10 protein-coding genes are annotated in these 12,577 nt (G+C 62.8%); 1 reads left to right on the top strand and 9 read right to left on the bottom strand.

Translation table 11 applies throughout. The features are described 5' to 3' along the window. Window positions 1-57: 57 nt before the first annotated feature. The 4 genes from ABUH87_RS16865 to ABUH87_RS16850 form a co-directional block, all read right to left on the bottom strand. Window positions 58-1,689, bottom strand: coding sequence for a GMC family oxidoreductase (locus ABUH87_RS16865; protein ID WP_367775278.1), 1,632 nt, complete (start codon window positions 1,687-1,689; stop codon window positions 58-60). 4 nt (window positions 1,690-1,693) lie between these two features. Next, complete coding sequence (locus tag ABUH87_RS16860; protein ID WP_367775277.1) at window positions 1,694-2,335, bottom strand: gluconate 2-dehydrogenase subunit 3 family protein; 642 nt, start codon at window positions 2,333-2,335, stop codon at window positions 1,694-1,696. Next, entirely contained in the window at window positions 2,328-2,576 is a 249-nt protein-coding gene (locus tag ABUH87_RS16855; protein ID WP_367775276.1) for a hypothetical protein, read from the bottom strand. Before ABUH87_RS16855 ends, ABUH87_RS16860 begins: the two co-directional genes overlap by 8 nt. Before the next feature lie 689 nt (window positions 2,577-3,265). Beyond that, window positions 3,266-5,050, bottom strand: coding sequence for a thiamine pyrophosphate-requiring protein (locus ABUH87_RS16850; protein WP_367775275.1), 1,785 nt, complete (start codon window positions 5,048-5,050; stop codon window positions 3,266-3,268). A 104-nt stretch (window positions 5,051-5,154) separates the two neighbouring features. Between ABUH87_RS16850 and ABUH87_RS16845 the strand changes: the two genes are divergently transcribed. Beyond that, window positions 5,155-5,532, top strand: coding sequence for a sensory rhodopsin transducer (locus tag ABUH87_RS16845; RefSeq protein WP_367775274.1), 378 nt, complete (start codon window positions 5,155-5,157; stop codon window positions 5,530-5,532). On the opposite strand, the gene ABUH87_RS16840 is transcribed toward ABUH87_RS16845, so the two are convergent. From ABUH87_RS16840 to ABUH87_RS16820, 5 genes are all read right to left on the bottom strand, one after another. Continuing rightward, a complete protein-coding gene (locus tag ABUH87_RS16840; RefSeq protein ID WP_367775273.1) occupies window positions 5,517-6,749 on the bottom strand; it encodes an alpha-hydroxy acid oxidase in 1,233 nt (410 codons plus the stop codon). The two genes, ABUH87_RS16845 and ABUH87_RS16840, sit on opposite strands and share 16 nt — an antisense overlap. A gap of 273 nt (window positions 6,750-7,022) precedes the next feature. Then, complete coding sequence (locus tag ABUH87_RS16835) at window positions 7,023-7,472, bottom strand: nuclear transport factor 2 family protein (protein ID WP_367775272.1); 450 nt, start codon at window positions 7,470-7,472, stop codon at window positions 7,023-7,025. A 57-nt stretch (window positions 7,473-7,529) separates the two neighbouring features. Next, entirely contained in the window at window positions 7,530-8,072 is a 543-nt protein-coding gene (locus ABUH87_RS16830) for an SRPBCC family protein (protein WP_367775271.1), read from the bottom strand. After that, window positions 8,069-9,754 (bottom strand): FAD-binding protein, encoded by a 1,686-nt coding sequence (locus tag ABUH87_RS16825; protein ID WP_367775270.1) that lies wholly within the window; start codon window positions 9,752-9,754, stop codon window positions 8,069-8,071. Before ABUH87_RS16825 ends, ABUH87_RS16830 begins: the two co-directional genes overlap by 4 nt. Before the next feature lie 146 nt (window positions 9,755-9,900). Then, window positions 9,901-11,775 carry a flavin-containing monooxygenase gene (locus ABUH87_RS16820; protein WP_367775269.1) on the bottom strand — a complete coding sequence of 625 codons (1,875 nt, stop codon included), beginning with the start codon at window positions 11,773-11,775 and terminating at the stop codon, window positions 9,901-9,903. Window positions 11,776-12,577: the final 802 nt, after the last annotated feature.

The raw sequence follows: 12,577 nt of genomic DNA, 5'->3' as shown, positions 1-12,577 counted from the left end.
CACCGTCACGACGGGAGGCCGGCGTGGCAGGTATGCTCCAGGGTGCGGCATTCCCGATCAAAGCGCGCCCTGCCGCGCAAGTTCCCTGATCCGGTCTGCCGTGCGACAGGCGAGCGCCTGTATCGTCAGCGACGGGTTGGCGCCGCCCACGGTGGGGAAGACCGATCCGTCGCATATCCAGAGATTGGGAACGTCCCAACTGCGACAGTCGGCATTCACAACGCTGCTTGCTGGATCGTCGCCCATGCGCGCAGTGCCGTTCAGGTGACAGGTATCGTCGGTCTCGCGCCAACGGTCGCGCGCGCCGGTGGCCTCGAGGCTGGCCTCCATGAAATCCAGCGCGTGGGCGATCATCGCGTGCTCGTTATCGCCGAGCGCAAAGGTCACACGCGGGATGCGCAGGCCATACTGGTCCGTCTCATCGGCCAACGTGACGCGGTTGTGCGGGTAGGGCAGGACTTCCCCGACCATCTTGAGTCCCACGCTGTGATTGTTGAGCGCCATCTCATCGATCAGAGGCTGCCCCCACAGGCCCCGGCCACCCGCCAACGTGGTGGCCCAGGTGATCGGCAGCGGCCCCTGGCTCATATAGGCCCAGCCGCCGTGATAGTCCTTGCCGGCGTCGGAGTAGTTCCAGTGCTCGCTGATGGCCAGGCTCGGCGGCCCCTTGTAGGATCGGATCTCCTCGTCAACCTGCCCCCAAACGGCTTGATTGAGCTGCACCATCAGGTTGCGTCCCACGAGACCGGAACTGTTCGCCAGACCCTCCGGAAAGCGCGAGCATGCCGAGTTGAGCAGCAGCCGCGGAGTCTCGATCGCATAGCCCGCGACCACGACATGCTTCGCCTTCTGGAAACGCCATGTGCCCTCTCGATGGTAGTGGACACCGGTGGCCCGCCCGTCTGGTCCTGTGTCGATGCGCCCGGCCATCGCGAGGTCGCGGATCTCCGCGCCTGCCGCCAGAGCGCGCGGCAGCCATGTCACCAGCACCGACTGTTTCGCGTTGGTCGAGCAGCCGATCACGCACATGCCGCGATAGACACACGGATGGGCTTTGCCGTGAGGCGACGAAAGCGTTGCCAGCGGCGTTTCCGCCCATTCCGTGCCCAGCGCTTCCGCTCCGCGCGCAAGGTGCGTCGCCGCTGCGTTCAAGGGGTGTGCGCGGCGAGGGTAGCGAGGCCGGGCCGGGCCCCAGGGGTAGGAAACCGGGCCGGAGATCTGCAGCGCCTGCTCAACCTCATCGTAGTAATGCCACATCTCGCGCCAGTCGACCGGCCAGTCGGCACCATATCCCAGGACTGAGCGTGACTTGAACCACTCCGGCCGGAATCGGAGCGACACCATCGCGAAGTGCACCGTCGATCCGCCGACCGATTTTCCCGAGTTGTTGGAGCCCAGCTTGATCGGGTTCGCACCGTCGACGATCCGTTCGTCGGTCCAGTAGAGCTTGGACTGCTCGCGCTCGTCCGAGGCGAAATCCTCCAGTGGCCGCCAGTACGCGCCCGCATCGAGGGCGACCACGGAAAAGCCTGCCTCCGCCAGCTTGCATGCCAGCGTGCCGCCGCCTGCTCCGGTGCCGATGATGACGAAGTCGACCTCCTCCGTTTCCGGGTACTCACGCATCGGCACCCAGCCGCCCGGCAAGAAGACGTCGGGCGCACGGCCGTTCGTGGCGCGAGGGGCTTGCATCGCCTCAGCCGACACGGCGGTTCCGGAAAGAAGCCGAGAGCAGGGCCTGGTCTCCGGCCTCGGCAGGCTCCCAGGGATCGCGCCGGCCTGGGGCAAGCCGCACGTAACCACGTGGGCTCGCCGGGCCGCCGAAGCCCATCGCACTCCAGGCCGAGGGGTGGGCGTAATATGCGGAGACGAGGTCGGGCAGCATACGCCATTGCCAGAACAGCCGGGGTGGAAGGCTTGTCCAATCTGCGCGCACATCACCGCTTTGGACCGCGCGGAGCAGCGCATCGGCGTCTGCCGGCGGCAAGTCCGTGAAACGGGCGCGGTGTCGCTCTTGCGCCTCGGCCTCGATCGCGTCGAGCCCGCGCTTCCACGCGTCCCGTGCCGGTGGCAAGCCCGCATGGCGATAGCCGTCCGCGCTTGTCTCACCCGCCAGTTTTTCCAGGATCAGGGCCACGACGTTCACTGCCTGCCGTCCTTGCGGTTGAGGCACGATCCTGTCGGCGAGCGCGCGCAGTGTAGCAATCTGGGCGGGGGTAAGTACGTCGGAGCGCTCCGGGAGGTCCAGCCGCGCATTGATAACGTCGCGGGTGCGCGCATCCCAGCTTAGCGTGTTGCGCTTGTTCAGTACGTCGTAGTCCGGGAAGCGGTCAGTCATCGCCGCGCCTCCCCATCAGCATCAGGGCGCCGATGCCGGCAAGCGCAAGACCGGTGAAGGCGGCCGGCGCCGGTATGGGAGGGCCGGCAAGCAGATTCTGCCTCCAGTTGCGCCAGCCGCCCATGTTTCGTGCCACGCCCCGGACGTGAAAGCCCGCACCGACGAAGCCGAGCAGCGTTGTCGCGCCAAGCAGCAGGCCAGTGCCTAAGCGCGGCACGCTGGTCAGGACATCGCGTGCCATCGCCACGGCCGCAAGGGGGGGGGAGCGTAACAGGCAGCCACATGTAGGGGCTGTGAAAGGCGCCGCGGAAGTGTAGCAAAGCAGCTTCGGCAGCCGTCCCTGCGAGGCCGGTAGAAACGAGCCCGCCCACCAGTCGTCCGGTGATCGGCAAGGCGCCGAGCCGCGGATCGTCCGTGGTCAAGGCATCGGCGCATGCTCCCAGCGCACCTGTCAAAATGAGCGCCGCTGGCGCGCCGATCGGGGCTGCATAGAACATTGAGTTCCAGTTGAGGCGTCCGGTTCTGCGCCCGATGTCAAAGGCGTGAAAGCCAAGTCCCGCTGCCCCGGTTGCGCCGATTGCCGCGTGTAGCGAGAAGCGCGAGCCTCCGACGGAGCGTTCCCTCGCCACCCTACCCACTGCGCCAGCCATGCTCCTGCCCGAACGCACGGCGGCAAGGCCCCGGGCTATCCTGCTTCCAGGCGAGGCTCTCTTGCCATGCGCCACGCGCGGGAGGGCAACGGCGGCGCTGCGACCATTCGCTCCGATCGCGACGGTCGCAGCGATGATCGGCAGCACCATGGCGGGATGGCGAAACGATCCGCGATAATGCTCTACCAGGCTATCGGCGAACACTGATGCGCCCAGAACCGAGGCTCCGGCCGCGATCAGCCGCGCTGTCGCGTTATCGCCGTCTCGCATGAAAATCACCTCAGTCGCTGGAGAACACGTTCGCGAGCAGTTGCTTGGCGCTCCCTTTCAGCACCGATCCCTGTTCTGGATCGCCCTTGAAGAAGAGCTGGGTGAACGCCTTGGCCTGTTCCAACGTAATATGGGGCGGCAGCGGCGGCACTTCCGGGTCGGTCTTCACTTCGATGACAACCGGCCGGTTGGCGGAAAGTGCCTGATCCCATGCGGCGCCCAGATGTTCGGGATCGTCCACATAGATGCCCATCAGACCGATCATCTCGGCAAAGCGGTGATAGGGCACGTTCGGCAGCGTCTGGGTTGCCTCGAACTTGGGATTGCCTTCCTGGACCCTTTGCTCCCAAGTGACCTGGTTGAGATCCTCGTTGTTGAGCACGAGCACCACGAAGCGCGGGTCGGCCCACTTCTCCCAATACTTGGCCACTGTGATAAGCTCGGCCATATTGTTCATCTGCATCGCACCGTCGCCCACGCTGGCGATCACGGGGCGCGTGGGATGCGCGAACTTGGCCGCGATCGCATAAGGCACGCCCGCTCCCATCGAGGCGAGACCGCCCGAGAGAGAGCCGCGCATGCCGCGCTTCATGACTAGGTCACGCGCATACCAGTTGGCGCAGCTGCCGCTGTCACTCGTCAGGATGACGTCACTGGGCAGTCGCGGGCTGAGTTCGGTGAATACGCGCTGCGGGTTGACGGGATTAGCCGGGACCATCGCCCGATCGTGCAGTGTTTTTTCCCAGTCGCGTTTCCAGCCGGCTATGTCGTCCCGCCAGCCGGTGTCCGTTTTCTGCTCAAGCATCGGCAGCAGAGCCTGCAAAGTCGACTTCACATCGCCGTTGAGGTTTACGTCCATCGGGTAGCGGATCGAGAGCATGCCCGGGTCGATGTCGACCTGCACGCCGCGCGCTTGCCCTTCCTTCGGAAGGAACTCTGAGTAGGGGAAGCCCGAACCCAGCATGAGCAGCGTGTCGCAGCCCATCATCAACTCCCAGCTCGGCTTGGTGCCGAGCAGCCCGATCGAACCTGTTACCCAAGGCAGGTCGTCTGGCAGCGCGTCCTTGCCAAGCAGCGCCTTGGCCGATCCGGCGCCCAGGCGGTCAGCCACCGCAATGACCTCATCGGTCGACCCGGCGGCGCCGGCGCCGACAAGCATCGCCACCTTCTTACCGGCGTTGAGCACTTCAGCCGCACGCGCGAGATCGGCCTCTTGGGGGATTACGCGCGGCGGCGACCAGCCGACTCCGGAAAACACCGCCCCATGCTTACGCGGGGGCTGCGCCATTTCCATCTCCTGAAGGTCGTTCGGGAAGACGAGCGCCGTTACCCGCCGTTGGCCCAAGGCTATGCGCACTGCGCGGTCGACCAGATGGCGAACCTGAGCGGGGGCCATGGCATAGCCGGTGAAGGCGCCAGCCACGTCCTTGAACATCGACGTCATGTCGAGTTCCTGCTGATAGTGGGCGCCCACGGCGGTCCGCGCCTGCTGCCCGACGATCGCCAGCACCGGCATGTGATCCATCCGCGCATCGTACAGGCCCGTCAGCAGGTGCGAGGCACCCGGTCCGGATGTCGCGAGGCAGACGCCGAGTTCACCTGTGAACTTGGCGTGCGCAGACGCCATGAACGCAGCCATCTCCTCATGCCGGGTCTGCACGAACTCGAAGTGATCCTTCGCTCTGTCAAGAGCTCCGAGCAGTCCATTGATGCCGTCGCCGGGGTAACCAAAGATGCGGTAGACATTCCATTCGCGCAGCCGCTGCCAAACGAAGTCTCCAACAGTCTGCGTCATATGCGCCTCCTGGGATTTTTCCTGGATTTTATGCTGTGTCACCAAGGGTAACTTGTCGGCGCCATGTGCGTTCCATTTTCATTCAAAACACACTGGAGACAAAGATGGATGCAATTGGTACGACACGATGGGTGATCCCCGAGGGCTATATTCCCGCCGGCAGTATGGCCGGCGCCGACCGGACGCTGAGAAGTCACGAGGCCGCGTGTATCCTCAACACCGGCGACTCTGAGGCCCATGTGCAACTGACGCTGTTCTTTGCCGATCGTGATCCTGCAGGCCCTTACACAGCAACGGTCGGCCCCAGGCGCACGCTGCACTTGCGCTTCAACGACCTGACGGACCCCGAGCCCGTCCCCTTCGACACCGACTATGCAAGTGTAATCGAGAGCGATGTTCCGGTTGTAGTTCAGCATACCCGGCTGGATTCGCGGGCGGCCGAAATCGCACTCATGACGACGATGGCCTATCCGGTTGGGTGAGGCGCAAGCGGCAAGTCGGCGCGGCGCGCCAGCAGTTCAGGGCCGAGCGCTTCCAGCGCCGGCGCGCCGATCTGGCCCAGCTCGTTCAGCGCCTCGTCGTGCAGGATCGCCAGCGACCGGGCCACGCCGTCGGCGCCACCGGCACACAAGCCATAAAGCGGCGCACGGCCCGCCAACACTGCGTCAGCGCCCAGCGCCAGCGCCTTCAGCACATCCGCGCCACGGCGGATTCCGCCTGAGAGGTAAAGCGCCACGCTGTCGCCCACGATCTCCCGTGCTCGCGGCAGAACGTCCAACGGTGCAATGGACCCGTCAGCCTGACGGCCGCCATGGCTGCCCAGCACTACGCCATCCACGCCGCTATCGCGCGCACGCAGGATATCGTCAGGATGAAGTAGCCCCTTGAGGAACATCGGCTTCTTCCAGCGGTCGCGAATTTTCGCCACCGTTTCCCAGGACAGCGACTTTGGCATCTGCTCCCGGATCCAGAAGGCACTCTCGAAAAAGCCGCGCCGGTCTTTCGGTACGAAGTCGATGACGTTGGGAAAACCAGGCATTCCGTGGTTGAAGGTTCGTAGCGCCCATGACGGGTGACGCGCGGCGTTCAACATGGTCGGCAGGGTAGGCCGGGTCTTTGTCGCGCGGGTGCGCGCATACCATTCGCGCCGTCCGAACAGTTGCGCGTTGGTGGTGAGCATCATCGCTTCACAGCCGGCAGCATCGGCCCGGTCCGTGAGCGCCTGCCAGATCTCGTCCGGTCCGAAGACATAGAGTTGCCACCAGTGGCGCAGGCCGGGCACCTTCGCCACCTCTTCCACCGGATCGTTGGACATCGTGCTTTGCACGAAGGGCACTCCGGCACGGGCTGCGCCCTGCGCCAGAGCGGTGTCTCCGTGGCGCTGGAAGATGCCGTTCAGCCCGGTGGGTGCGACCGCTACAGGCATCCTAGCAGGGCGACCGAGCAGCGAACACGACAGGCTGCGATGGCATTCGTCCCTCAGTGTGCGGGGAACGAAGCACCACTCATGCCACACATCGAGCTCCCGCCGCAGCGTCGCTTCCTCACCTGCGCCACTCTCAAGATACTCGAGAACGAACCGCGGCATTCGGCGATGCGCGCGCGCGCGCACGTCCGCGATGGCCTGCGCGCGATCGAGATCACGGCCCGTATAGTAGCGCCGTTGTGGGCTTCCTTGAAACTGCGCAGGGGAGGGCATGATAGTTCGAAGCCATGATACTGGCTTCTAGTTCCCTTTCGCCGGGTATTCTCGGGGGACGAATGTCCGGCTTCGAGATAAAGCTAAAACAATCTCTTCTTGGGTTCGAGCAGCGTGCGGCACCCGAATTCTCCGATGAATCTGAGTGCGCATGGCCTATCTCGCGAAGTCATTCGAGGGGATCGGGAAGGTGACCGATCGCTCAGGCTCTTGCGCGCGAACTCTGCCGAGCGGGTAGCCGGCTGCTCCCCTCCATTGCGCGCTTCAGCATCTTTAATTCGGCGCAACGTCAGTCGGGTTCCCGTGCGCCATTTCGGCGCTTTTTTCGGCTAAGAGCGGCAGGATCGTCGTGTCGGCCAAGACGGTGCAGAAATACTCGTCGATCCGGCGGATCCTGCCGTCGGCGAACGTGAATATGAAGACGTATTGGTTGCAATAGGGTGTGCCGTTGCTGAGTACGGCATTGCCTTCCCACTCGACGAAGACCGTGTCGCCTTCCGCCACCACCTTGTGGAACGTTGGCCGGAAGCCGGTCGGCACGATCTCGTTGAAGGCAGCCACCGTCGCCAGCATCGTGTCCCGGTTGCGAGTGCCGGAAACCTGCGCAAAGCCGTGCGTAACCGTGGTCGCATCGTCCGCAAGGCACTCTGCCTGAGCGCTCGAATCCCCCTCGCTCATCGCGGTGAGGAACTTGAGGGCTATCCGCTTGTGTTCTTCACTCATGTCGACAGATCCCCAGGACACCTTTGATTGATGAGTTCCGCTATGAACTGAGGGCACTCAGGCGCGGCCGAAGCACCGACGCAGCCAGGCGGTGAAACGTCCGAACAGGCCGATCTTGGCGGAAGGCGTGGGTGTTGGAGTTGTCGCTGCGGAGGCATCATTGAACTCCTCGATGCGCCCCTTGAGCTGTTCGGCGAACGAGCGGGCGAACTTGGGCAGCACCGGGCCGCACATCGCCTCCCACATCGGTGCGAGCGGTCCGCTGCCGACTATCCTGACCTTGAGCGTCATCGCGGTCTGATCGCTGCCCGCGGGGGTCGCTATATAGGACCCGTTACCCTCCACGGGATCGCCCAAGAGCTTGTAGGTGAAATCGACCCGTTCCGGCCCGGCCCAGTCGACGACACAGACCTTCACCTTGACGGTGCGGACCATGGCTCCGACGCCCACCTTCAGCACCCATAGTGAGTTATCCTCATCCTCCATCTCACATGACTGGTAGCCCGGCATGATGCTGGCCCAGCGCTGGAAATCCTTGGCATAGGTCCAGGTGCTGTTGATGTTGCAGTTTACCGTAACGGTCTGTTCTGTCTCGATCACAGTGCATTATCCAAGGATTTGCTGGGCCGGCCGGCTGCGTGCAGCGCCGCCAGCCAGCCGTAGGTCATGCCACGCGCGTTCGAGACGCCGCTTTGCATCACCGCGCCAGTCTCCAGCCGTGCGGCCGAGTTTCCGGCGGCATATAGTCCAGGGATCGGCTTCTCGTCCCATCCCACGACATTGGCGTTGTGATCGATCTGCAGGCCCGCTGCAGGAATGCCGGTTGCGCCCATGCGCCGCAGGGGAACAGCAAAGAATGGCCCCTTGGACAGTGGACCCAGGTTGGGATTGGGCTCGTGATCCTTGTCTCCGGTCATCCAGGCACCCCACGGCTGCTCGCCGCGCCCGAAAGCGGGGTCCTTGCCTGCTTCCGCATTCACGTTGAAGTCTGCCACCGTAGCGGCCAGCCCGGCCGCGTCGATACCCGTCTTGCGTGCCAGTTCCTCGATCGTGTCTGCCGTCGTACCGAAGTCTTCGGGCCATTCCTGTCCCGGCGCGAGCGAGCCGAAGCCGTACTTGGCGCGGGCTTGGCTATCGAGGATCACCCAGCACGGGAAGTTGGGATGGGTCTGCGTCGTGCCGTCGATGGCATCGAGCTGATAGAAGAACGAGCGATAGAAGCCCTCATTGCCGAACCGTTTTCCGCTGCTGTTGACCACGATTGTGTGCGGCAGCCCCATGAACGGCATGACGCTGCGCCACAGAGGCTGGCCTTCCTCGGTCTCCTCGCCGGGCTGATGGAAGCCCGCCATGCTGATCTCGGGAACTCGCGAGATTCGTGCCCCTAGAGGCCCCGCAAGGCGGATATTGGCGCCATCGATCGCAGTGAACAGCATCGATACCGGATCGAGTTGGTTGCCGAGGTTCCGTTCCAGCTTTTGCTCGCGCTCATAGGAACTGACGGCGATTACCACGCCCTTGTTCGCCTTGACGAACAGTTCGGCCCCGTCACGCGTGCAGCGCACGCCGACCACGCGTTCGCCGTCGGCAATGAGCTCCTGCGCATTGACGCCGGTTTCAAGCGGGATGCCGCGGTCAAGAGCACCCTTGACGAAATAGGCGGCGAGGCCCGAGCCCGCGCAACGTTCGTCATTCATCAGGCGCTGGCCCATCAGCTCGAAATCCCACTTCGACATCGCGGCGAGGCCGCCCTTGTCCGCGATGTCCTGGGTGGTGAGGCCATAGGGTACTTGGGGCGAAAGCCGGGTCTTCCCCTGCCAATCCCCAAGAGTCGCACCGGGGAAGGGCACCACTTCGAGCAATCTGCCCTCGGAGACACTGTCGTTGGTGAGGCCGTAGTAGTAATCCGGGCAGCCCCTGATCGGAACCATCCTGAGGCCGATTGTGTCCTCGAACCAGTGCAGCGCCACCGGTGCATGTGTGGTGAAGTTACGGATTGCAGTGTCGTCGCCATAGCCCATCGCCAGGCGTTGGAGGTAACGGAACCCGCTCTCGACGCTGTCTTCAACGCCGATTTCGGCGGCGTGCCGGCTGCCCGGAATCCAGACCTGCCCTTGCGAGAGAGCCGTGACGCCGCCGACCTCGTTCGAACGTTCGAGCACAAGGGTACTCAGTCCCTGCTCGTGTCCGGCGATCGCCGCCGAGAGCCCGCCGATCCCGGAACCGATTGCGACGAGATCAGCTTCCATGTCCCATTTCGCAGGGAGATTGCTAAGCATCATGTTACCTCTCGAAAGAATTTTATCGATTATGTCCTAATCAGGCGAAGGTTTATTCACCCCTCAACGTCGTGTGATGCACCATCGGGCCGCTACCGGGCGCCCGGGGGGGGGCGCGGCCACCTGCATGGTCTGGGCAGCCCGCCGCCTCAACACTTGCAGTCGAAGCCTTCAAGCTGGTCGTCCGCTCGCCACTCGGCCAGCTTCTCCCAGAATGCATAGGGTCCCGGCCCGTATGAGTCGCCAAGGAAGTAGCGGAATACATCACCGCCTTCGCTGTTGTAGTATCCCGGCGTGCAGGCACGTGCGAAGGTTTCCACATCCAGTTCCGTAGCACGATGGTGCGCGACCCATGCATCCTCGGCCTCTTGGCTGAGCTCCATCACCTTGACCCCGCGTTCCATCGCAGTTGAAATGATGTAGGCAATGTGCTCGGCCTGACGCCGGAACGTTTCCGTTGTAGAAGCGTGCACGCCTCCTTGAACAAATCCGATGAAGAACTTGTTCGGAAAACCGTGCGTGCTCATGCCATGCAGGGTTTTGTAGTTGTCTTCCCAGTGCTCGAAAAGCGACTTGCCATTGCGCCCCTCGGCAACATCGAACGACCAGCGTTTGCGAAGTGAGCTGGTCTGCTCATAGCCGCTGGCGAGGATGATGCAGTCGACCTCATACTCTTTGTTTTCGTGAATGAAGCCCTTTGCGGTAAGACCTTCGACGCCACGGGTATTCGACACGTCGATCAGATCGACATTCGGTTTATTGAAGGCTGGATAGTAATTGTCGTTTGAGCAGGGGCGTTTGCAGAGAAAGCGATAGTAGGGCTTCAACTTCTCAGCAGTGTCCTTGTCCTCGACAATCTCGTCAACGCGCCGACGCATGCGCTCCATGGTGCGGTGATCATGCTGCTCGCGCAGAACCAGCAGTTCCTCAACACTGAGTTCCGACCAGCCGACCTGTTCTCTTTCATGGCGGATGTTGCGATTGATCTCGGTCCAGATGTCGCAGATCAGGTCGGGCTCATCACGGGCAAGTCCGTTCCACAAGCCGTGCTGAAAATTGACCATCATTTCCTGGTGCCAACCCGGTTTGAGCGACTTGGCCCATTCCGGATCCGTGTCGCGGTTGTCCCTGGCGTCGACACTCGAGGGGGTGCGCTGGATGACGTAGACGTGTTTGGCATAGTCCCCCAGGTAGGGGACGATCTGGACAGCGGAGGCTCCCGTGCCAAGCACGGCGACGCGCTTGTCCTTGAGTTTGTCGAGTGCGGGGTTTTGCTGGCTGCCCCCGGTGTAGTCGTAGTCCCATCGGGAACTGTGGAAGATCTTTCCCCCGAATGCATCCAGACCGGGAATGTCGGGCAGTTTCGGTTTGTTGGCCGGACTATGCGATAACGCGATAAAGCGCGGTCGCAGTTCATCACCGCGGTTGGTCGAAACGCGCCAGCGGGCGATGGCCTCGTCCCAACGCATCTCGGTGACCTTGGTATGCATCAGGGCCTTGTCGTAAAGCCCTGCCTCACGCGCAATACTTTGGATGTACTCGCGAATTTCATAGCCCGGCGAAAACTTCTTCGAAGGCATGAAGCCCATCTCTTCCAGCAGCGGCAGATAAACGTACGAGACGTTATCGCACTCCACGCCGGGATAGCGGTTCCAGTACCAGCAGCCGCCGAAGTCTCCGGCATGGTCGATCACGCGGAAGTTGCTAAGCCCGGCCTGGCGCAGGTAGTAGCCCATCAGTACACCACCGAAGCCACCCCCGAGGACCATGACATCGAGATCCTCCGCGATCGGCTCCCGCTCGATCAGCGGCATATGCGGATCGGCTTCGCTGATCTCGGCAAACCTTCCTTGCGGCGATACGTACTGCTCCTGCGCTTCGGACCGCATCCGCCGATCACGCTCGTAGGCGTACTTGCTCAGTATGCCTGGAACATCGATCTCATCGATCGAAGGAATGTCGGTCGTTTCGCAACGTATTTTCATGGGCCGATCACATTCTCTTGCAGCTGCAAAACCGCTCACCGTTTGGTTCCGACGCCCCAAGCATTCGCTTCAGAAGCTGAGGTCCAGACGAGGAGGCGCGGTACGAAGCTAAGGAGCCTCACTTCCGGCCGACGGTTTAACACTCTAATCGTTTCAAAGGTGGCAATCTCCGGACGATAATCCTCGAATTCGCCTCTCGCGCCCCGCTTTTGTCACTCCGTCAGTGGTAAAGTCAAGCCGCCGCAACAGATTTGCTCAGTGGGATGGTTGAAACCCCGGAAATAAGCACCCAATGAGTTTTGAGCTTATCTCACGCGGGAGCAGGTTTGCGATCGATCGTCGCGCCTTCCCACCGCGCGTAGAAGCAGCCGGTGATAACCGAACCGGCGGCGCTGCTGAGCCAGCTTGGAGCTTCGCCGGAAAACCGGCATCATCCGGCCGCCAGAACCGTAACGCGTGCTTTCCGGTCACCGTATATCGCGTCGTCAAGGGGCGCCTTGGTCTGGCGGTCTCACCTTCGACTGCCCACAGGCACTAAGCCTCGGAGGACCTCCAGCCCGCCAGACATGGCCTTCCAGCTGTAGATCGTAACCCCGAAGCGCCACGCCCGTTGGCTTTCATCCTGGTCTCGGCGCACTTCAGCATCGCGACACCTGCTCTCCGTAGACACCCGTCGCTTCATTGTTCGCCCTCCGATCAGGCCGAACTCGCATCATGCTGTGAGGAATTTTGATGGATCACGTCACGTGAGTCTTGAACCTGAGCGGTGCCGCTGGCCCGCGATGGTCTACTGCCGCTTCGCGGTCAGTGGCGCTGAAGCCCGAACGGTTTGCCTCACCGG

This window comes from Novosphingobium rhizovicinum, assembly GCF_040813635.1.
Classification (GTDB): domain Bacteria; phylum Pseudomonadota; class Alphaproteobacteria; order Sphingomonadales; family Sphingomonadaceae; genus Novosphingobium; species Novosphingobium rhizovicinum.
This window is presented reverse-complemented; position numbering and strand designations above follow the sequence as displayed.